Raw genomic sequence first — 21539 nt, 5'->3', positions numbered from 1 at the left:
CGGCCGGCTTCGGATCTGTCTCGGCGCCGATCGAGCCGGCATCCGGATGGATCAGTGGCGCCACTATTGACGCCATTCCGCACGGCAAGCGATTGGAAGATCCTCGAGCAAATGGGGCGCGAGCCCGCGATTCGACGATCTGTTCGAGGCCTGCGAGGCACACGTCGGACCGGCCCGCCAATCCGGTTCCAGCCACGCCATTTTCAAGAGACGGTGGCAACGCGCCCCTCGAGCGAACAGAACGTTCGCGGGCAGGCACTTGACGCCCGGCTTTCCGCCCGCAAGCCGGGCGGTCGCTTTTTCCAGTCCGTGGCACCCTGTGAACAGTCATGGCCTCGCGCCGATCCGCCCGCCTTGCATCGCATCGTCATGCACCGCTTGACCTTACCATCATGGGAATGTTGATACTGGAACCATTCGCGGCAAGAGCCGCGCATTCAGGGAATCCGACATGACTGAACCACTTGCCTCCGCAGCGCTGCATACGATCGCATTGAGCATCGACGGCATGCATTGCGGCGGCTGCACGGGCCGCGTGCAGCGGGCGCTGGCCGCGGTGCCGGGCGTCGTCGAAGCGACGGTCGACCTCGACACTCACACGGCGACCGTGACCGCGCAAGAAACGGTCGACGCCGCACAACTCATCGATGTTGTCAGCGCGGCCGGCTATCGCGCCGCCGTGCGTGCGCCGGTGCTCGAAGCCGCCACGGCAGCGCATGCCCATCCTGTCGAAGCGCAGCCCACGCCGATGGCTGCGGCCACTTCCATTGCCAGCCGGCAGCGTCCGGCCGACAGCACCGTCATCGAACTCGATATCGACGGGATGACCTGTGCATCGTGCGTGTCGCGCGTCGAGAAGGCGCTGGCGAAGGTGCCGGGCGTCACGCGTGCATCGGTCAACCTCGCGACCGAACGGGCCACCGTCGACGCCGCGGCGAACATTTCCGCCGCGCAACTGGTGGACACCGTCAAGCAGGCCGGCTACGGCGCGACGCCGACCGTAACGGATGCCGGCGTCGCCGCGTTCGCACCTTCGTCCCCTGCCGCGCCCGCCAGCATCGAACTCGATATCGACGGGATGACCTGTGCGTCCTGTGTGTCGCGCGTCGAAAAGGCACTGGTGAAGGTGCCGGGCGTCACACGCGCGTCGGTCAACCTCGCGACCGAACGGGCCACCGTCGACGCCGCGCCCGACGTGACCGCCGCCCGGCTCGCCGAAGCCGTGAAAGAAGCCGGCTATGGCGCGACGCCGGTTGCCGGCGGGGCAATCCCGCCGGTAGCCGCCACCGCCCCCGCCGATCTCGAACTCGACATCGGCGGGATGACCTGCGCGTCCTGCGCCGGCCGCGTCGAAAAGGCGCTGGCCGCCGTGCCGGGCGTCGCGCGCGCTTCCGTCAACCTCGCAACCGAGCGCGCATCGGTGCACGGCGCCGGCGCGCTCGATGCCGCCGCGCTGATCGCGGCCGTCACCACAGCCGGCTACCGCGCGTCACTCGCCGCCGCGTCTTCAGACGGTGCGACGACCGGCACTGCCACGCAACCGGCCAGCTCGCCGCAAGACCCCGACGCCCGCAAGCGCCGCGAAGCGATTCGCGAACGCAACCTCGTGATCGGGTCCGCCGTGCTGAGCGCGCCCCTTGTCGCACCGATGCTCGTCGCGCCGTTCGGCATCGACCTGATGCTGCACGGCTGGCTCCAGCTCGTGCTCGCCTCGATCGTCCAGTTCGGCTTCGGCGCGCGTTTCTATCGCGCCGCCTGGCATGCGGTGAAGGCGCGCACCGGCAACATGGATCTGCTCGTCGCGCTCGGCACGTCGGCCGCGTACGGGCTGAGCCTGTGGATGCTGCTGCGCGACCCCGCGCATCCCGGCCACCTGTATTTCGAGGCGTCGGCCGTCATCGTCACGCTGGTGCGCTTCGGCAAATGGCTCGAATCGCGCGCGAAGCGCCAGACCACCGACGCGATCCGCGCGCTGAACGCGCTGCGTCCCGACCGGGCGCGCGTCATCGAGCACGGCGTCGAGCGCGACGTGCCGCTGGCGCAGGTACGCGTCGGCACGAACGTCAGCATCCGCCCCGGCGAGCGCGTGCCCGTTGACGGCCGGATCGTGTCGGGCCGCTCGCACATCGACGAATCGCTGATCACCGGCGAAAGCCTGCCCGTGCCGAAGGACGATGGCGACGCCGTCACGGCCGGCTCGATCAACGGCGAAGGCGCGCTCGTCGTCGAAACCACCGCGATCGGCGCGGAAACGACGCTCGCGCGCATCATCCGCCTCGTTGAATCCGCGCAGGCCGAGAAGGCGCCGATCCAGCGGCTCGTCGATCGCGTGAGCGAGGTGTTCGTGCCGACGATCCTCGGCATCGCCTTGCTGACGCTGGTCGGCTGGCTGGTCGCCGGGGCCGGCACGGAAACCGCGATCCTCAACGCGGTCGCGGTGCTCGTCATCGCGTGCCCGTGCGCGCTCGGTCTCGCGACGCCCGCGGCGATCATGGCCGGCACGGGCGTCGCGGCCCGGCACGGCGTGCTGATCAAGGATGCGCAGGCGCTCGAACTCGCGCAGCGCACGACCGTGATCGCGTTCGACAAGACCGGCACGCTGACCGAAGGCAAGCCGTCCGTGACCGCGTTCGAAGCCGTCGGCGTGCCGCATGACGAAGCGCTCGCGCTCGCGGCGGCGGTGCAGCGCCGGAGCGACCATCCGCTCGCGCGCGCCGTCGTCGCCGCGCACGAAGCCGACCTGGCCGCACGCGGCGGTGCGGTGCCGTCGGCCGTCGCCGCCGAGGCGCGTGCGGTGGCCGGACGCGGCGTGGAAGCACGCGTCGGCGGCCAGTTGCTCGCGCTCGGCAGCACGCGCTGGCGCGACGAGCTCGGCATCGCGGTGCCGCCCGCGCTCGACGCCCGCGCGACGGAGCTCGAACGCGCGGGCAACACGATCTCGTGGCTGATGCGCGCCGATGCGCCGCGCGCGTTACTCGCGCTGATCGCTTTCGGCGACACCGTGAAGCCGGGCGCCCGCGACGCGATCGCGGCGCTGTCGGCGCGCGGCATCGCGAGCGTGCTCGTGACGGGCGACAACCGCGGCAGCGCGGCCGCCGTCGCGGCGACCCTCGGCATCGGCGAGGTGCATGCGCAGGTGCTGCCCGACGACAAGGCGCGCGTCGTCGCCGAGCTGAAGCGCACGCATGGCGGGATCGTCGCGATGGTCGGCGACGGGATCAACGATGCGCCCGCACTCGCCGCGGCCGATGTCGGCATCGCGATGGCGACCGGCACGGACGTCGCGATGCACACGGCCGGCATCACGCTGATGCGCGGCGACCCGGCGCTCGTCGCCGACGCGATCGACATCTCCCGGCGCACTTACCGGAAGATCCAGCAGAACCTGTTCTGGGCGTTCGTCTACAACCTGGTCGGCGTGCCGCTCGCGGCGCTCGGCTGGCTGAACCCGGTGATCGCGGGCGCGGCGATGGCGTTTTCCAGCGTCAGCGTCGTGACCAACGCACTGCTGTTGCGGAGATGGAAGGGGCGCGCGCGGTGACGTATGCCGGGTACGTATGCCGAACGGCCGGATGGCCGTTCGGCACTTTCGGCAAGCGGAAGTAGCGAGAGAGCGGACCGGTATTGGCCGATCGCGGCGAGTCGAATCGCCAGTACATGAGAACACGGGGCCGGCGGCCGCTTCAGTCCGAAATGACTGACTTGATCAAGGTCGTCGTGATCGGCGCGAAACCGCAAGCACGATACAGCGCGCGGGCCGCCGCGTTGTGATTGAACACCGACAGCCCGATCTCGGTGACGCCGTACCGGCGCGCCTCGGCGTCGAGCGCCTCGAGCGTGCGCGTGGCCCAGCCCTGGCGGCGCCGGGACGGGGCGATGTCGAGGTCGTAGATGAACAGCGTGCGGTTCGGCCCTTCGGGCACGATCGCGTACCAGAGGTCGCCCACCGCGTCGCCGCTGGCGCCGTCGATGAGCACCACGAGGGTCTGGCCGGAGGTACGCAGGCCGTCCGGCAGCAGCGTGTCGAAACAGGCGCGCGCCCGGTCAGCCGCGTCTTCGACAGCATTTTGTCCGGATGAAACGAGATCGTTCGCGTAGCCGTCGATGGCTCGCGTGCGGTACGCGTGGAATTCGCTGGCCGTCATCGGTCGCATCTGCAGCATGGCCCGGTCACCCTGAACGGAATCGAGCTTCCAGTGTAGCGGGACGGTCGCACCGGCGCGCGATGCGGCGGCGGAAAGCGGGCTGGCAGGTGCGGCGAGCGCCGCGCTGACAGCGAATCAGCGAATCAGCGAATCAGCGAATCAGCGAATCAGCGAATCAGCGACGGTACAGGACGATCGGCACGAGGTGCGCACGGCGCACGCGCTCGGCTTCGGCACGACGCGCAGCGTACGAGTATTCGGCGTCGAGCGGCAGGTGCGGGGACACGAAAAGGTCGTCGATCTTTTGCAGCAGGGCGAGGATGAAGCTCATGTGAGACTCCTGACAGATGTGGCTAGGGGTTTTCCCTTAGATTGACTCCATTCTAAGGGTTTTCCCTGAACTCTGCCAGCGCGCCGCATCAGTTTGCCGCGTGGACGCGACGGCCGATCGCCGAAACGTAACGGCGATCCTTGCGCCGTCGGGCTCCCAGGATAGGGTCGAAGCGATTAACGCGTACGGCGAGCACGCTTCGCGACGGCCGCCTCGCGATTCGCGTTGCGCTGAAGCCTGTCGACCTGCGACAGAAGCGCTTCGTGATGCTCCTCGAGCGTCATCAGCGTTGCCTGCTGCGTCGACAGATCGGCCGCGAGGCGATCGATCCGCTGCTGCTTCGTGGCTGCGTCCTGCTTCAGGTGCGCGATCTGCCGCGTCTGCATCACCAGCGCGACGAGCCCGGCCAGCACGACGACGGCCAGCGCCAGCAGCAGGCGGTTGACGCGGCGCATCTCGCGATCGGCCATGCGCGTCAGGCCGTCCACGTCGGCTTGCAGGGCGGCGAGCCGGTCGGTCAGCGGGCGCAGGTGTATATCCGGATCGAAGGCTGGCACGGCCGGTTGCGCGCGCTCCGCCGACGGCTTCGTGACAAAGGAGGCAGCGGAAGCCATCGGCTGCGTGACGGGGGATACGGTGGCGTCGGCACGCGGCGCGGTGTCATGGGTGTTCGCGGTGTTCGCGGTGTTCGCGGTGATTGCCGGCTTGGCCGGCTGCGTCGACATCTGCGGCTCGACCGTCGCCAACGGGTCCGGCGTCGTGCTCGCCCCGGCCGCCTCCGGCGCCGTGTCGACGCCCGTCACGACCGGCGCGGATTGCTCCGCTGTCACGTCGCTTGCACCGGCAGTCGCCCGGCGCTTGCCGCCCGACGACGCACGACGCTCCTTCACGGCGCCATCGGAAGATCGCCGATCGCGGGATTTAACGGCGGCAGCAGCAGCAGCCACAGCCTTCTCGACTTCACCGCCAGCCGCTTGAGATGCGGTCGCCTTCGCCGCAGCATCATCGGTTGCTTGCAGCTGGGTCGCCACCGTGCCGGCGCCATCGTCCGCAGGCACATCGGCGGCCTTCGTCACAGCGCCATCGGCCAAGGAAATATCGACAGCCTTCATCGCAGCGGCGCCAGAAGCCGGCACGACGCCGGCGTTCGCAACGTCCTCGCCTTCAAGCGCCGAAACGCCATGCGCCACCGTCGTGATTTCCCGGATCGCCGCACCGTCTGCTGGTTCCGCCTGTCCTGCCGCGGCCACACCTTCCGGCGCGCTGAACCCGTCCAGCGCGGCCTGCCGTCCGGAGGCCACATCGTCCGCGACATCGACGGCCGCGTCGAATTGCGAACCCGCTTCGTCACGCGCCACAGCCGGCGCGCGCTCACCCGGCTCGAGCACCGGATCGCCAAAAAGGTCGAGCGTCCGTTCGTCCCGCGACGCCTCACCGGCCGGGGCACTACCAGGCCGCGCCGTCGCCCTTGCGGATGTACTGCCCGCGGCGGCAGCCGAACGCTGACGAGAACGGGCCGACGAACGATTGGAACGGAAGCGGGAGCGAGGCGAGGAAACGGATTCGGTCATGGAAATCGGATGGCAGGGCCCGCGAGCGCGGAACCGGATGTCGAACGGAATCGGTGGCCGGCCATTGTCGCACGCCCCGCAACCGATTCAGCCTATTCGTCGCCCGACAACCCGTTCCCTTCTTCGAAACGCGTGACGCCCCGCAACGCGCGCAGCTTGTCGCAGATCGCCCGGTATTCGAGTTCCGACACGCGCGCGAGCGCGATGCGCACCTCGTCGTGCTCGCCCGTGTCGTCGGCGCGCTGCACGATGAACTGCTTCACACGCGCACTGTCGGGGCCGAGCGCCGCGTGCAGCGAATCGAAGTTCAGCGTGCCGCTCACGACCGTCAGCGCGAGCTGGCGCCGCTGGCGCACCGTGAAGTAGCGCCGCTCCAGCGGCTTGATGCCGGCCAGGATGATCAGGATGATGAGCGTCGCCGAAATCGACGCGACGTAGAGCCCGCCGCCCACCGCGAGGCCGATCGCGGCGACCGACCACAGGCTCGCGGCGGTCGTCAGCCCGCGCACGATCTCGCCGCGCAGCAGGATCGAGCCCGCGCCGAGGAAGCCGATGCCCGACACGACCTGCGCCGCGATCCGCGACGGATCGAGCACGATGTGCTCGTTACTGCCGAGCACGTCGGCGAACCCGAACGCCGACACGATCATGATCAGCGTCGAACCGACACAGACGAGCATGTGCGTGCGCAGGCCGGCCGCCCACGCCAGGCGCTCGCGCTCGAAGCCGATGACGCTGCCCAGCGCCGCCGCGAGAACGAGCCGCATCACGAGTTCCAGGTTGCTCAGCATGCGATTTATCTCCTTTTTTGGTGCCGGCCGTGCGGAATGTTTTATCCTTGGCCCCGGCCGCTCCGCTCCTCCGGGCCGCGCCGACACGTTTCGAACCCAGTGCTCAACCCCGTCATGTCCGTTTCCGACTCCGCTTCCGCCCAGGCCGCCCAGCTGCGCCACCACTTCGCGCACGTCGTCTTGCCGATCTGGCGGGGTTCAGGGTTCGACCACACGTTGCAGCTGCCGTTCGAGGCCGTCGATCCGGCCACCCACGCGCCGATGCCTGTCACCCGTTATCGCGCAATGGCCTGCGCGCGGCAACTGTTCGTGTTCGCGCAGGCCGGCGACACCGCGCACGCGGCCACGCTGTTCGACGCGCTGGGCCGGCACTTTCGCGACCCGCGCCACGGTGGCTGGAACTACAGCGTGGACGCGCAGGGCGCACCGCTCGACACGACCAAGGATCTCTATACGCACGCCTTCATCGTGTTCGCGTGCGCCGCGTGGTATGCGGCGTCGGGCGACGCCGCCGCGCGCCAGGCGGCCGAGGAGACCGCCGCGCTGATTCAGGACCGTTTCGCGCCGCGCCCCGGCGACGCGCTGCTCGATGCGGCGCGCCACGCCGATTTCTCGTCATCCGGCAGCGGGGCGCTGCAGAATCCGCTGATGCACCTGACCGAAGCCTGGCTCGCGGCGGCCGATGCATTCGGCGACGCGGCGTTCGACGATGCGCTCGCGCACACCGCGCAGGCCGTCGAGCGCACGTTCGTCGACCCGGCAACCGGCTGCGTGGCCGAGCTGCCGCTCGGCGCGGCCGACAACCGATTCGAGCCCGGCCATCAGTTCGAGTGGTTCTATCTGGTCGATGCGGCCGGCGCGCGGCTCGCGCAGACCGGGCTCCCCGGCGCGCTGGCGCGCGCGTTCGCGTTCGCGGAGCAATACGGCGTCGATGCGCAGACGGGCGGCGTCTGCGCGGCGCTCGACGCGCAAGGCGCGTGTATCGACGGCACACAGCGGATCTGGGCGCAGACCGAGTACCTGCGCGCGCTCGCGACGCACGGCGGCACGCCGGCCTCCGCGCCGCTCGCGCGGCAGATCGAACGCTTCGCCGCGCGCTTCCTGCATCCGCGCGGCTGGTTCGAGTGCAAGACGGCTGACGGGCAGGTGTCGCGCGCCGACATGCCGTCGACGACGCCCTACCACCTCGCGACCGCCTACGCGGCGCTGCCGGCCGGCGCGTAACCCGCGTCGGCGCGCGACGGCGCCGCGCGCTCGCCGCGTGCGGCGCGGCCATCGCCCAGTTCGAACACCGACACCGCCTGCATCAGGTGCGCGGTCTGGTCGTTCAGCGACGCGGCCGCCGCCGCGACCTCCTCCACCAGCGCCGCGTTCTGCTGCGTGAGCTGATCCATCTGCGTGACGGCCTGGTTCACCTGCTCGATCCCGACGCTCTGCTCGACCGACGCCGCCGTGATTTCGGACATCGTCTGCACGACGCGCGTGATCGACGCCGACACCGTTCGCATCGCGTCGCCGGCGCGCTCGACGAGTTCCGCGCCGCCGTTGATCTGCGCGACCGAATCCTCGATCAGCGCCTTGATCTCCTTCGCCGATTGCGCGCTGCGCTGCGCGAGCGAGCGCACTTCGCCCGCGACGACCGCGAAGCCGCGCCCTTGTTCGCCTGCGCGTGCGGCTTCCACCGCCGCATTCAGTGCAAGGATGTTGGTCTGGAACGCGATGCCGTCGATCACCGAGATGATCTCCGCGATCCGCCCCGAGCTTTGCGCGATACCGCGCATCCGGTCGATCACGCTGTCGACCACGCCGCCGCCGTGGCTCGTCGCCTCGAGCGCCGCGTCGGCCAGCGCGCTCGCCGCGCGCGCACTGTCGGTGTTCTGCCGGACGGTCGCCGTCAGTTCCTCCATGCTCGCGGCCGTTTCCTCGAGCGATGCGGCCTGGGTGCCCGTGCGCGCCGACAGGTCGGCGTTGCCGCCCGCGATCTCGCCCGCGCCGAGGTGGATCGCGTCAGACGCTTGACGCACCGTGCGCACGGTGCCCGCGATGCTCGTCTGCATCGCGGCGAGGCCGCGCAGCATCCGGTCGATCTCGAACACGCCGCCTGCCCGCACGACTTCATCGAGCCGGCCCTGCGCGATCCGCTCGAAATGGCGGCCGGCCTCTTCCAGCGGCGCGACGACCGCGCGCCGCGCGGCCGCGTAGATCGCCGCGCTCGCCGCGAGCATCGCCGCCAGCAGCACGATGCCGACCGACTTGAACCAGAGCATGCCACCGTCGATCGTGTCGAGCGCCGTGCGGCTCGATGCGCCGCCATAGTCGGTAAAACGGCGCAGCTCGGCGACGTAGGCGTCCTGGATGCTCTGCGTCGGCTGATCGAGGAATGCCTGGATGTTATCGGCGTCGAGGAACTGCACGAGTTCGCCCAGCGCGCCGCGCAGCGCGCGATAGCGCTCGGCGAGCGCCGCGACGCGCGCGCGGTTCGTATCGTCGACCGGCTGCGCGGCCGTCAGCGCGGCGAACGCCTTGTCCGCTTCCGCGAGCGAAACGCCCGCATGGCGAATGATGTCCTCGGGTTTCGGGCCGCCGCGCACCATCCGCGTGCCGGCGCGCGACAGGTTGATGCGCGCGTCGAGCAACTGCTGGGTCGCCTGGCTGGCCGCCTCGACCTGCGTGATCGCGACGTTCGACAGATCGTCGACCCCGCTGCGCGTCGATTTGAGCGCCCAGAAGCCGAGCGCCTCGATCGCGAACAGGAACAGGCAGAACACGGTCAACACGCCGAGCAGACCCGACGCGAGCTTGATTTTTCCAAACATGGGGGAGATTCCTGGAAAGCGGACGATGAGGCAATGCCCCGGCATTAGCGGCATTTCTTCGTCGGACTTTAGGTGCGGACGGCGGCGAAGTTCGCGTTGCCCGCGCATTCCCGTCGAATTGCCCGCAAACAGGGAAATCTACGGCATTCGACGCAATAATCGCGTCGCCTCGCGCCGGAAATTGCACGAAATGCGGACGAATTTCCTTGCTTATCCGCATCCCCCTTCCTAGAGTTCAGCGCAAGCGGGCGCTCATTTCGAGGAAAGTCGATGACCGACATCACGGACCACGCGCGCGGCGCATTGCGCGCGCAACCGTTCAGCATGCTGCTGGGCACGGAGCTGATGCACATCGGCGACAACGAAGTGTCGCTGTGCCTGCCCGTGCGCGAAGAACTGCGGCAGCAGCACGGTTTCGTGCACGGCGGCGTCATCAGCTACCTCGCGGACAATGCGCTGACGTTCGCCGGCGCGCTCGTGCTCGGCCCGCGCGTGATCACGGCGGAATACAAGATCAACTACCTGCGGCCGGCCGTGAACGGCACGCTCGTCGCCCGCGCGAAGCTCGTCTATGCGGGCCGGCACCAGGCGACCTGCCAGTGTCATGTGTTCGTCATCGACGGCGATCACGAGCGGCTCGTCGCGATCGCGCAGGGTACGATCAACCGCGTCGGCGACGGCAAGATGCCTGATGCGCCTGAGGAAACGGCGTGAGCGGCTACCCGGCCCGAGGTCAATGGGAGAAAAGGCGAACACGCAGCGCGTATCGCGCTAGCGTTTCCTTGGGGCGAGATGAACCGCATCGCGCACTTCGTACACGAGACGATAGCCGACACTGCGCAGCTCGATCTTGTAGCGGTCCGGATGACCGTGCAGCTTCGCCGAGGGAATACGACGATTCTCGAGCGGTTCGGCGAGTCTGGCCTTGAACTGATCGCGAACGGTGCGATCGAGCTTCTTCCACTCCTTCAACGCAGGTTCGAGAAAGGCGAGCTCAAAGGTCATTCAGCTTGACCTTGACGGTTTTCTCCTTGGCGTGCGAGTCAGCCAGCGCGTTGTCTTCGATATCTTCGAGACGTTCGACCATCGCCTCCCATGTCTTCGCCGGAATGCAATAGAACGCAGGCTCGTTGTGATTCAGGATCGCGACCGGGAAGCCCTCGCCCGCCGCAACGGTTCCCATCGGGTTCCGCTTCAGCTCCGAGACGCTCGCCGTCACACTGGCCAGGATGGTGTGGGGCATGTCCGCTCCTTTTTCGATTGAATTTCCATTGCACTTTATTTGGCACCATATTTAGCACGATTCCAGGTGCCATACCGGCCATGCCGAATTCGCTCCCGAGCCGTAAAGTTCGGCACGCCTACTCGGCCTCACCGCCCGCCAGCGGCAGAAACCGCGGCGCCACCCGCGCCCGCACGTTGCCGTTCTCATCCGTCCGATAGATCCCGCGTGCCGCGTTGTGCGGATGCACGGCCGCGTCGACCACGCTCAATACCGGCGCAAAACACGCGTCGGTGCCCTCCAGCAGCGCGCGCCAGTGCGCGGACGGCTGCTGCGCGAACACGTCGGCGAAACGCGCCTTCAGCGCGGGCCAGCGCGCGCGGTCATACTGCGACGCCGGATCGACGTCGGTGAGCCCGAGCCGGGCGACCAGCAGCGCATAGAACGGCGGTTCGAGCGCGCCGATCGTCACGCATTCGCCGTCCGCGCAGCGATACACATCGTAGAACGGTGCGTCGTGGAAGAGGCTCGGCTGTGCGCCGTCGAGCTGCCCGTTCGCGCGCGCCCACAGCGCAAGCGAACCGAGCATCGACACGATGTCGACGATCGCGCCGTCGACCACGCGCCCCGGCCCGCCGCCGCGCACATCGAACAGCGCGCAGACGATCCCGAACGCGAGCCCGAGCGCGCCGCCCGCATCGCCGACGACGGTCGGCGGCAGGCCCGGCCGGCCGTCGTTCGGTGCCGATAGCGACAGCAGCCCGGTCAACGCGACGTAGTTCAGGTCGTGCCCGGCCGCGGCCGCGAGCGGGCCGTGCTGGCCCCAGCCGGTCATCCGCCCGTACACGAGCTTCGGGTTGCGACGCGCGCAATCGTCGGGCCCGAGGCCGAGCCGCTCCATCACGCCGGGCCGCAGCCCCTCGATCAGCGCGTCGGCCTGCGCGATCAGGTCGAGCGCGGCGTCGCGGCCGGCCGTTGATTTCAGGTCGAGTTCGACGATCGTCTTGCCTTCACGCAGCAGGTCGCCGTCGCGGGCCTTCAACGCGTCCGGCGCGCTCGTGCGGCCGGACGGGCGTGCGACCAGCGTGATCCGCGCGCCCATCCCGGCGAGCATCCAGCCCGCGAGCGGGCCGGGGCCGAGGCCTTCGAATTCGACGATATGGATGCCGGAAAGCGGCGCATCGAGCGGCATGCGATTCTCCTGTCGACCAGCGTTAGCGCTTTAGCGCTTACGCTGGTCCCATGCTTCGCGGTCGACCAGCGTTAGCGCTTTAGCACTTACGCATGGTCCCATGCTTCGCGGTCGACCAGCGCCCGCGCTTCGGCACGCATTCCGGTCCCGTGCGTGGCGCAACGGATCGCGTCCGTCCCGCGCGCGTCAAACGAAAAATCCCTGCGCGGCGGAATCCGCTTTGCAGGGATCGGGGAAACCGGCGCGCATACCGGTTGGCGCGCCGGAACCGGCAAGCGTCAGAACGCATCCCCCGGCACCCTCACCCAGCCCTCCATCAGCACGCGCGCGCTGCGGCTCATGATCGCCTTCGTGACGGTCCACTCGCCGTTCTCGAGCTGCGCTTCCGCGCCGACGCGCAGCGTCCCCGACGGATGCCCGAAGCGCACCGCGTTGCGTTCGCCGCCGCCCGCCGCCAGGTTGACGAGCGTGCCGGGGATCGCCGCGGCCGTGCCGATCGCGACCGCCGCCGTGCCCATCATCGCGTGGTGCAGCTTGCCCATCGACATCGCGCGCACCAGCAGGTCGACGTCGCCCGCGTTCACGCGCTTGCCGCTCGATGCAACGTAATCGGCCGGCTTCGCGACGAACGCGATCTTCGGCGTGTGCTGTCGCGTCGCGATTTCATCGAGCGTGTCGATCAGGCCCATGCGCAGCGCGCCGTGCGCACGAATCGTCTCGAACTTCTCGAGCGCCTTCGCATCGCCGTTGATCGCGTCCTGCAGCTCGGTGCCCGTATAGCCGATCGCTTCCGCTTCGACGAAGATCGTCGGAATGCCCGCGTTGATCATCGTCGCCTTCAGCGTGCCGACGCCCGGCACCGCGAGCTCATCGACGAGGTTGCCGGTCGGGAACATCGACCCGCCCGCGCCCTCTTCCTCCGCGGCCGGGTCCATGAATTCGAGCTGCACCTCGGCGGCCGGGAAGGTGACGCCGTCCAGCTCGAAATCACCCGTCTCCTGCACCGCGCCGTTCGTCACCGGCACATGCGCGACGATCGTCTTGCCGATGTTCGCCTGCCAGATTCGCACGGTCGCGATGCCGTCGCGCGGCACGCGCGCCGGATCGACGAGCCCGCCGCCGATCGCGAACGGGCCGACTGCCGCAGACAGGTTGCCGCAGTTGCCGGTCCAGTCGACGAACGCCTTGTCGATCGAAACCTGCCCGAACAGGTAGTCGACGTCATGGCCGGGCCGCGTGCTCTTCGACACGATCACCGTCTTGCTGGTGGACGACGTCGCGCCGCCCATCCCGTCGATCTGCTTGCCGTACGGATCGGGGCTGCCGATCACGCGCAGCAGCAGCGCGTCGCGTGCGGCGCCCGGCGCCTGCGCGGCTTCCGGCAGATCCTGCAGCCGGAAGAACACGCCCTTGCTGGTGCCGCCGCGGATATAGGTCGCGGGAATCCTGATTTGAGGAATGTGAGCCATGTCTGTGTTCTCAAGTTGCGCGGGTCACGCCGCCTGCGACGATTCGAGGAAGTCCTGCGCGAAGCGCTGCAGCACGCCGCCCGCTTCGTAGATCGACACTTCCTCGGCCGTATCGAGCCGGCACGTCATCGGCACCTCGACGCGCTCGCCGTTCCTGCGGTGAATCACGAGCGTCAGGTCGGCGCGCGGCGTGCGCTCGCCGATCACGTCGAAGGTTTCGGTGCCGTCGATGCCGAGCGTCGTCCGGTTCGTGCCGGGCTTGAACTCGAGCGGCAGCACACCCATCCCGATCAGGTTCGTGCGGTGGATCCGCTCGAACCCTTCGGCGGCGATCGCCTCGACGCCCGCGAGCCGCACGCCCTTCGCGGCCCAGTCGCGCGAAGAGCCCTGGCCGTAGTCGGCGCCGGCCACGACGATCAGCGGCTGCTTGCGATTCATGTACGTCTCGATCGCTTCCCACATCCGCATGACCTTGCCTTCCGGCTCGACGCGCGCGAGCGAGCCCTTCTTCACCGCACCGTCGACCACCGCCATCTCGTTGATCAGCGTCGGGTTCGCGAAGGTCGCGCGCTGCGCCGTGAGGTGGTCTCCCCGGTGCGTCGCGTACGAGTTGAAATCTTCTTCCGGCAGGCCCATCTTCGCGAGGTATTCGCCGGCCGCGCTGTCCAGCAGGATCGCGTTCGACGGCGACAGGTGGTCGGTCGTGATGTTGTCGCCGAGCACCGCGAGCGGGCGCATCCCCTGCAGCGTGCGCTCGCCGGCCAGCGCCCCCTCCCAGTACGGCGGGCGGCGGATGTACGTGCTCCGCGGCCGCCAGTCGTACAGCGGCGCCGCGCGCTCGCCCGCATCGGCGCTGCGCGCGAACATCGGCTCGTAGACCTTGCGGAACTGCTCGGGCTTCACGCTCGACGCGACGATCGCATCGATCTCCTCGTCGGTCGGCCAGATGTCCTTCAGCGTGACGGGCTTGCCGTCCTGGTCGTGGCCGAGCACGTCCTTCTCGATGTCGAAGCGGATCGTGCCGGCGATCGCATACGCGACGACGAGCGGCGGCGACGCGAGGAACGCCTGCTTCGCATACGGGTGGATGCGGCCGTCGAAGTTGCGGTTGCCGGACAGCACGGCCGTCGCGTACAGGTCGCGATCGACGATCTCCTGCTGGATCTTCGGATCGAGCGCACCCGACATCCCGTTGCAGGTCGTGCACGCGAACGCGACGATGCCGAAGCCGAGCTTCTCGAGTTCCGGCAGCAGGTTCGCTTCTTCCAGATACAACTCGACCGCCTTCGAGCCGGGCGCGAGCGAGCTCTTCACCCACGGCTTGCGCGTGAGGCCGCGTGCGTTCGCGTTGCGCGCAAGCAAGGCCGCCGCGATCACGTTGCGCGGATTGCTGGTGTTCGTGCAGCTCGTGATCGCGGCGATGATCACCGCGCCGTCGGGCATCTGGCCCGCCTTCTCCTCCCACTCGCCGGCGATCCCGCGCGCGGCGAGGTCGGACGTCGGCAGCCGCTTGTGCGGATTCGACGGGCCGGCCATGTTGCGCACCACGCTCGACAGGTCGAACGTCAGCGTGCGCTCGTATTGCGCGTTGTCCAGCGTATCGGCCCACAGGCCCGCCACCTTCGCGTAGGTCTCGACGAGCTTCACCTGCTCGTCGCTGCGGCCGGTGAGGCGCAGGTAGTCGGTCGTCTGGCCGTCGATGAAGAACATCGCGGCCGTCGCGCCGTATTCGGGCGCCATGTTCGAGATCGTCGCGCGATCGCCGAGCGTGAGGCTCGCCGCTCCCGCACCGCGGAATTCGAGGTACGCGCCGACCACCTTCTCCTTGCGCAGGAACTCGGTCAGCGCGAGCACGATGTCGGTCGCGGTGATGCCGGGCTGGCGCTTGCCGGTCAGCTCGACGCCGACGATGTCGGGCAGGCGCATCCACGATGCGCGGCCGAGCATCACGTTCTCGGCTTCGAGCCCGCCGACGCCGATCGCGATCACGCCGAGCGCGTCGACGTGCGGCGTATGGCTGTCGGTGCCGACGCAGGTGTCGGGATACGCAACGCCGTCTTGCGCCTGGATCACCGGCGACATTTTCTCCAGATTGATCTGGTGCATGATGCCGTTGCCCGGCGGGATCACGTCGACGTTCTCGAACGCCTTCTTCGTCCACTCGATGAAGTGGAAGCGATCCTCGTTGCGGCGATCCTCGATCGCGCGGTTCTTCGCGAACGCGTCCGGATCGAAGCCGCCGCATTCGACGGCGAGCGAGTGGTCGACGATCAGCTGCACGGGCACGACCGGGTTCACCTTGGCCGGGTCGCCGCCGCCGTCGGCGATCGCGTCGCGCAGGCCGGCGAGATCGACGAGTGCGGTCTGCCCGAGGATGTCGTGGCACACGACGCGCGCCGGGAACCACGGGAAATCGCGGTCGCGCTTGCGCTCGACGATCTGCTTCAGCGAATCGGCGAGGATCGCCGGATCACAGCGGCGCACGAGGTTTTCGGCGAGCACGCGCGACGTGTACGGCAGCGTGTCGTAGGCGCCGGGCGCGATCGCTTCGACCGCGGCACGCGCGTCGAAATAGTCCAGCGACGTGCCGGGCAGGGGTTTGCGGTGGGCGGTATTCATGGTGTGGGGCGGGAAATCAGGGTATGACGTCCGGCGCGCGCCGGCGCCCGTCTCGCGGGGCCGGCGCGCGGCTGGCGGATCAGCGCTTCTCGATCGGCACGAACTGCAGGTCTTCCGGACCGGTGTAGTTCGCGCTCGGGCGGATGATCTTGTTGTCGATGCGCTGCTCGATGATGTGCGCGCTCCAGCCGGACGTGCGCGAGATCACGAACAGCGGCGTGAACATCGCGGTCGGCACGCCCATCATGTGATACGACACCGCGCTGAACCAGTCGAGGTTCGGGAACATCTTCTTCGCTTCCCACATCACCGATTCGAGGCGCTCGGCGATGTTGTACAGCTTCAGGTCGCCCGCTTCCTTCGACAGCTTGTGCGCGACGCCCTTGATCACCTTGTTGCGCGGATCGGAGATCGTGTAGACCGGGTGGCCGAAGCCGATCACGACTTCCTTGTTCTCGACGCGGCGGCGGATGTCGGCTTCGGCGTCGTCCGGCGAGCTGTAGCGGCTCTGGATTTCATACGCGACTTCGTTCGCGCCGCCATGCTTCGGCCCGCGCAGCGCGCCGATCGCGCCGGTGATCGCCGAGTAGATGTCCGAGCCCGTGCCCGCGATCACGCGGCCGGTGAACGTCGACGCGTTGAATTCGTGCTCGGCGTACAGGATCAGCGACGTGTGCATCGCCTCGACCCACGACTTCGACGGCGTCTTGCCGTGCAGCAGGTGCAGGAAGTGGCCGCCGATCGAGTCGTCGTCGGTTTCCGTCTCGATGCGCTTGCCGTTGTGCGAGAAGTGATACCAGTACAGCAGCATCGAGCCGAGCGATGCCATCAGGCGGTCGGCGATGTCGCGCGCGCCCGGCAGGTTGTGGTCGTCCTTCTCCGGCAGCACGGTGCCGAGCACCGACACGCCCGTGCGCATCACGTCCATCGGGTGCGCGGACGCCGGGATCTGCTCGAGCGCCGCCTTCAGCGCGTTCGGCAGGCCGCGCAGCGCGCGCAGCTTGGTCTTGTACGCGGCCAGCTCGGTCAGGTTCGGCAGCGTGCCGTGCACGAGCAGGTGCGCGATTTCCTCGAATTCGCACGATTCGGCGACGTCGAGAATGTCGTAGCCGCGATAGTGCAGGTCGTTGCCGGTCTTGCCGACCGTGCACAGCGCGGTGTTGCCGGCCGTCACGCCCGACAGCGCCACCGACTTCTTCGGCTTGAATGCGCCTGCGGCGGCCGGTGCAGCTGCGTCTTTCGTCTCGCTCATGTTTCCGTTCTCCAATGTGTATCGGGGGTATCAGCGGTCGGTTGAACCGGCGCCGCGGCGCCGGGCCCGACCGATGCAAAGCCGTCGGGCGGACTTGGCGCTTCAGCGCCTAGTGTGGCCCCATGCAAAGCTGTCGGCCAGACTTGGCGCTTCAGCGCCTAGTGCGGCCCCATGCAAAGCTCTCCGGAATCGTGTCCCGGCGCGCGGGCGCGTTACTTCTTGCCCTGCGCGAACAGCTCGTCGAGCTTGCGCTCGTATTCGTGATAGCCGAGGAAGTCGTACAGCTCGGCGCGCGTCTGCATCGTCGGCACGGCCGCCTTCTGCGTGCCGTCACGGCGCACCGTCTCGTAGAAATTCAGCGCGGCCTTGTTCATCGCGCGATATGCGCCGCAGCAGTACAGCGCGATGTCGACGTTCGCCTCGCGCAGCTCGTCGGTCGTGAAGAACGGCGTCGAACCGAACTCCGTCAGGTTCGCGAGGATCGGCACCTTCACGACGGCCTTGAAACGACGATAGTCGTCGAGCGTCTTCATCGCTTCCGGGAAGATCATGTCCGCACCGGCTTCGACATAGGCCACCGCGCGCTCGATCGCCGAATCGATGCCCTCGGCCGCGGCCGCGTCGGTGCGCGCCATGATCACGAACTGATCGTCGGTGCGCGCGTCGACCGCGGCCTTGACGCGATCGACCATTTCTTCGATCGGCACGACTTCCTTGCCCGGGCGGTGGCCGCAGCGCTTCTGGCCGACCTGGTCTTCCATGTGCACGGCCGCGACGCCGGCCTTGATGAACGAGCGGACCGTGCGCGCGATGTTGAATGCGCCGCCCCAGCCCGTGTCGATGTCGACGAGCAGCGGCAAGTCGGTCGCGTTGGTGATCCGGTTCGCGTCGATCAGCACGTCTTCCATCGTGCTGATGCCGAGGTCGGGAATCCCGAGCGAGTTCGCGGCGACGCCGCCACCCGACAGGTACACGGCCTTGAAGCCGACGGCCTGCGCCATCTTGGCGGCGTAGGCGGTGATCGCGCCGACCACCTGCAGCGGCTGCTCCGCCGCGACTGCCGCGCGGAATTTCGCGCCGGCGCTCTGAAGATGCGTATTGCTCATGAACGGCCTCCTGAAGGAATGACCATTAACAGCAAGGACCGGGCCAGCTCACGCAACGGCGCTAACTCACTGATTCTTAAGCACCCGGCACGGGCGAGGCAGCGCCTGATGATTTCAATTTAGCAATTTCATGTTTCAAAAATGAAATCACGCGCGCATAATCGACCGCCATGGACCTCTCCTCGACCAAGCCCGTCGGCCCGGCCGATCGCGCGGTGCGCCCGCGCATCTGGGCGATGGGCATCAGCCGCCTGCGCGATCTCTTCCGCGAAATCGCCGGCGAATTCGACGAACGCGCCGACGTGCGCATCGTCACGCGCGCCTATGAGGATGCGCTCAGCGCGATCGCCGAGGCCGGCACCGCGCGGCCCGACGTGATCGTCGCGGCCGGCTCGAACGGCGGCTTCCTGAAGACGCGTGCGCAGGTACCGGTGGTGGTCGTGTCGCCGACCGGCTTCGACGTGATGCAGGCGCTCGCACGCGCACGGCGCGACGCATCGCGGATCGCGCTCGTCAGCGCCGGGGAAACCCCGCCCGAAGTGCGCCGCTTCGTCGCCGCATACGGCCTCGACGTGCAGTTTGCGTCATATCAGTCCGCACAGGAAGCGGAAGCCTGCGTGCACGAGCTGCGCGACCGCGGCATCGAGACGATCGTGGGCCCCGGCCTCGTCACCGACCTCGCGGCCAGCGCCGGCATGGGCGCGGTGTTCCTGTATTCGCACGCATCGGTACGCAAGGCCGTCGATACCGCGCTCGAAGTCGCGTATGCGACGCATGCCGAAGCGTTCCGCCGCCAGCGGCTCGACAACCTGCTCCAGCACCTGCGCGACGGCGTGGTCGCGCTCGATGCGCGCGGCCGCGTCGAAGCGATCAACGAGCGGCTTGCGACGGCGCTCGGGGTCGAACCCGCGGCGGCCGTCGGCCGCGCGCTCGTCGACCTGCGGCCCGAGTTGCGCACGCTGCGCGGCGAGGATGGCGACGCGCTCGCGACCGTGCGCGGCGTGCGCTACGTCGTGCATCGCGGGCCGCTCGTCGATCGCGGCGTCACGTCGGGCAGCGTGCTGACGTTCCAGGAATCGCGCGCGGTCGAACGGCTCGATCGTGCGCTTCGTTCGCAGCCCACCACGCAGCAGTTCGCGGCGCGCTACGCGCTCGACGACGTGGTCGGCGCATCGGCGCCGATGGCGCGCGTGCGCGATCTCGTGCGCCGCTACGCGAAATCCGACGCGACCGTGCTCGTGCTCGGCGAAAGCGGCACCGGCAAGGAAATGATCGCGCAAAGCCTGCACGCGCTGTCCGCGCGGCGCAGCTACCCGTTCGTCGCGGTCAACTGCGGCGCGTTTCCGGAAGCGCTGCTCGAAAGCGAGTTGTTCGGCTATGAGGAAGGCGCGTTCACCGGTGCGCGGCGCGGCGGCAAGACCGGCCTGTTCGAAGCCGCCCATCGCGGCACGCTGTTTCTCGACGAAATCGGCGAAATGCCGCCGTCGCTGCAGAGCCGGCTGCTGCGCGCGCTGCAGGAGCGCGAGGTGATCCGCCTCGGCTCGACCGAGCCGATCCGCATCGACGTGCGCGTGATCGCCGCGACGCACCGTCCGCTGCTCGCGGCCGTCGAGGCCGGCACGTTCCGCGCGGATCTCTATTATCGGCTCAACATCCTGAACGTCGGCCTGCCGCCGCTGCGCGAGCGCGCGGCCGATATCCCGGCGCTCGCGGCCACGCTGCTCGTGCAAGCCGCGCGGCGCGAGCCGCGCCTCGCCGAACGCCTGCGCGACGCCGGCGATGCCGCGCGCGTGCTCGGTGCAACGCAGGCAACGCTCGCGCGCTACCGGTGGCCCGGCAACGTGCGCGAACTGCAGAACGTGATCGAGCGGATCGCGGTGGAGCTGGCCGAGGAAGTCGATGAAAACGATGCCGCCGCCGCATGCGCCGCGCTCGCTCCCGACGCGCTGCAGTCGATCGCACCCGAGCTGTTCGCGGCGCCGCCCGACGCGGCCGACAGCGACGATGCGCAGACGCTGCAGGCGCGCCGCCGCCGCGCGGAAGCTGACGAGATCCGCGCGGTGCTCGACGCGTGCGGCGGCGACCGCGACCGCGCGTGCGCGATGCTCGGCATCAGCAAGACGACGCTGTGGCGGAAGTTGTCGGCGAAGCAGGGCGGCTGACGCGCAGTGAACGGGCCGACCGTCAGTCGGCCTTGTGATAGTGGCGGTACGCCTTCGCGCGATTGCCGCACGACGACATCGAACACCAGCGGCGGCTGCCGTTCTTGCTGTCGTCGATGAACAGCCACTGGCAGGCGTCGTTCGCGCAACGCTTGACCTTCGCGAGCCGCGCACCGCCGAGCAGGTCGATCGCCGACCAAAGCACCGGGCTCAGCAGCCCCGCGAGCGTTGCGCCCGTATCCCCGATCCGCCACGCATAGCCTCCGTCGACGCGCGCCAGCGCAACGCGCGGCGACGCTTCCGCCAGGAAGCCGCCGAGCAGCGCGAGATCGTCCTCTTGCGGCTCGCGCCGCTCGGCCTGCGCATAAAAGAGCCGATACAGCGCCTCGCGCAATGCGAGCGCACGCACGAGCATCGCCGGCTCGCCTTCCTCCACGCCGCGCACGCGGCACTTGTCGGCCAGGCCGGCCGGCACGCCGGCCTGCTCGCGGCACCACGCCAGCAGGTCATCCATCGTTCCGAAGGTTTCCGTCGGCGGGTCGCTGCCACGCCAGTACAGCGTGTTCGCGAAATCGATGCTCAGGGTTTCGGGCGGCGCCGGAATCAGGCAGTCCGTCGTGACGGAAGGTTGCGTATCGCTCATGCCCGGATCGTATCTAACCACCATGCCGGTTGACAAGCCCTCGGACGCTTTCTAACATAACCTGCATGGTGGTTAAAGAGGTTTGCTGCACTGACGTCTCCCTTCAGTTCAAGGAGCCACAGATGATCGATCGCCTTTCCTGCGGAGTTATCCACAACGACCGAAACCGTGCGTTCTACGACAGCACGCTCGGCGCGCTCCGCTACAAGCGGCTGGCATG

The 21539-nt window shown here is 68.6% G+C and carries 16 protein-coding genes and 1 pseudogene; 4 read left to right on the top strand and 13 right to left on the bottom strand.

Annotated features, from left to right (window positions below):
- The first annotated feature begins 451 nt into the window (after positions 1-451).
- A complete protein-coding gene (locus tag ACPTTC_RS19195) occupies positions 452-3541 on the top strand; it encodes a heavy metal translocating P-type ATPase (protein WP_423393496.1) in 3090 nt (1029 codons plus the stop codon).
- Between the two features lie 142 nt (positions 3542-3683).
- On the opposite strand, the gene ACPTTC_RS19190 is transcribed toward ACPTTC_RS19195, so the two are convergent.
- The 4 genes from ACPTTC_RS19190 to ACPTTC_RS19175 form a co-directional block, all read right to left on the bottom strand.
- Positions 3684-4163 carry a GNAT family N-acetyltransferase gene (locus ACPTTC_RS19190; protein WP_175965139.1) on the bottom strand — a complete coding sequence of 160 codons (480 nt, stop codon included), beginning with the start codon at positions 4161-4163 and terminating at the stop codon, positions 3684-3686.
- Between the two features lie 157 nt (positions 4164-4320).
- The gene (locus tag ACPTTC_RS19185; RefSeq protein WP_006481665.1) at positions 4321-4476 is read right to left on the bottom strand and encodes a hypothetical protein; all 156 of its coding nucleotides are present in this window, start codon (positions 4474-4476) and stop codon (positions 4321-4323) included.
- Positions 4477-4652: 176 nt separating this feature from the next.
- Positions 4653-6047, bottom strand: coding sequence for a flagellar hook-length control protein FliK (locus tag ACPTTC_RS19180; protein ID WP_423393495.1), 1395 nt, complete (start codon positions 6045-6047; stop codon positions 4653-4655).
- 92 nt (positions 6048-6139) lie between these two features.
- Complete coding sequence (locus ACPTTC_RS19175) at positions 6140-6838, bottom strand: MgtC/SapB family protein (RefSeq protein ID WP_423393494.1); 699 nt, start codon at positions 6836-6838, stop codon at positions 6140-6142.
- 114 nt (positions 6839-6952) lie between these two features.
- On the opposite strand from ACPTTC_RS19175, the gene ACPTTC_RS19170 reads away from it, so the two are divergent.
- Positions 6953-8062, top strand: a complete 1110-nt coding sequence (locus ACPTTC_RS19170) for an AGE family epimerase/isomerase (RefSeq protein WP_423393493.1) — start codon at positions 6953-6955, stop codon at positions 8060-8062.
- Here ACPTTC_RS19170 and ACPTTC_RS19165 read toward each other — a convergent pair.
- Positions 8035-9654, bottom strand: coding sequence for a methyl-accepting chemotaxis protein (locus ACPTTC_RS19165; protein ID WP_423393492.1), 1620 nt, complete (start codon positions 9652-9654; stop codon positions 8035-8037). The genes ACPTTC_RS19170 and ACPTTC_RS19165 overlap by 28 nt on opposite strands.
- 270 nt (positions 9655-9924) lie before the next feature.
- Between ACPTTC_RS19165 and ACPTTC_RS19160 the strand changes: the two genes are divergently transcribed.
- Complete coding sequence (locus ACPTTC_RS19160; protein WP_011353771.1) at positions 9925-10368, top strand: PaaI family thioesterase; 444 nt, start codon at positions 9925-9927, stop codon at positions 10366-10368.
- 84 nt (positions 10369-10452) lie between these two features.
- On the opposite strand, the pseudogene ACPTTC_RS19155 reads toward ACPTTC_RS19160, so the two are convergent.
- The 7 genes and pseudogenes from ACPTTC_RS19155 to prpB form a co-directional block, all read right to left on the bottom strand.
- Positions 10453-10659: pseudogene (locus ACPTTC_RS19155) on the bottom strand (type II toxin-antitoxin system RelE family toxin); the annotation flags it as partial.
- Positions 10649-10897 carry a type II toxin-antitoxin system Phd/YefM family antitoxin gene (locus tag ACPTTC_RS19150; RefSeq protein ID WP_226197371.1) on the bottom strand — a complete coding sequence of 83 codons (249 nt, stop codon included), beginning with the start codon at positions 10895-10897 and terminating at the stop codon, positions 10649-10651. The pseudogene ACPTTC_RS19155 and the gene ACPTTC_RS19150, both read right to left, overlap by 11 nt.
- Positions 10898-11015: 118 nt before the next feature.
- Positions 11016-12068 (bottom strand): CaiB/BaiF CoA transferase family protein, encoded by a 1053-nt coding sequence (locus tag ACPTTC_RS19145; RefSeq protein ID WP_423393491.1) that lies wholly within the window; start codon positions 12066-12068, stop codon positions 11016-11018.
- Positions 12069-12346: 278 nt separating this feature from the next.
- On the bottom strand, positions 12347-13537 hold the full coding sequence (prpF, locus tag ACPTTC_RS19140; protein ID WP_423393490.1) for a 2-methylaconitate cis-trans isomerase PrpF: 1191 nt from the start codon (positions 13535-13537) through the stop codon (positions 12347-12349).
- Between the two features lie 24 nt (positions 13538-13561).
- Positions 13562-16156, bottom strand: coding sequence for a Fe/S-dependent 2-methylisocitrate dehydratase AcnD (gene acnD / locus ACPTTC_RS19135; RefSeq protein WP_423393489.1), 2595 nt, complete (start codon positions 16154-16156; stop codon positions 13562-13564).
- Positions 16157-16235: 79 nt separating this feature from the next.
- Positions 16236-17408, bottom strand: a complete 1173-nt coding sequence (prpC, locus tag ACPTTC_RS19130; RefSeq protein ID WP_031400290.1) for a bifunctional 2-methylcitrate synthase/citrate synthase — start codon at positions 17406-17408, stop codon at positions 16236-16238.
- A 212-nt stretch (positions 17409-17620) separates the two neighbouring features.
- The gene (gene prpB, locus ACPTTC_RS19125) at positions 17621-18514 is read right to left on the bottom strand and encodes a methylisocitrate lyase (RefSeq protein ID WP_423393488.1); all 894 of its coding nucleotides are present in this window, start codon (positions 18512-18514) and stop codon (positions 17621-17623) included.
- Positions 18515-18684: 170 nt separating this feature from the next.
- Between prpB and prpR the strand changes: the two genes are divergently transcribed.
- A complete protein-coding gene (prpR, locus tag ACPTTC_RS19120; protein ID WP_423393487.1) occupies positions 18685-20676 on the top strand; it encodes a propionate catabolism operon regulatory protein PrpR in 1992 nt (663 codons plus the stop codon).
- Positions 20677-20698: 22 nt separating this feature from the next.
- Here the strand turns inward: prpR and ACPTTC_RS19115 are convergent, their stop codons facing one another.
- Complete coding sequence (locus ACPTTC_RS19115; RefSeq protein ID WP_423393486.1) at positions 20699-21343, bottom strand: CGNR zinc finger domain-containing protein; 645 nt, start codon at positions 21341-21343, stop codon at positions 20699-20701.
- Positions 21344-21539 lie beyond the last annotated feature (196 nt).

It is taken from the genome of Burkholderia mycopellens, assembly GCF_964265025.1.
Classification (GTDB): Bacteria; Pseudomonadota; Gammaproteobacteria; order Burkholderiales; family Burkholderiaceae; genus Burkholderia.
Note: the sequence above shows the minus strand (reverse complement) of the source record. Positions and strands in the feature narration are given on the sequence as shown.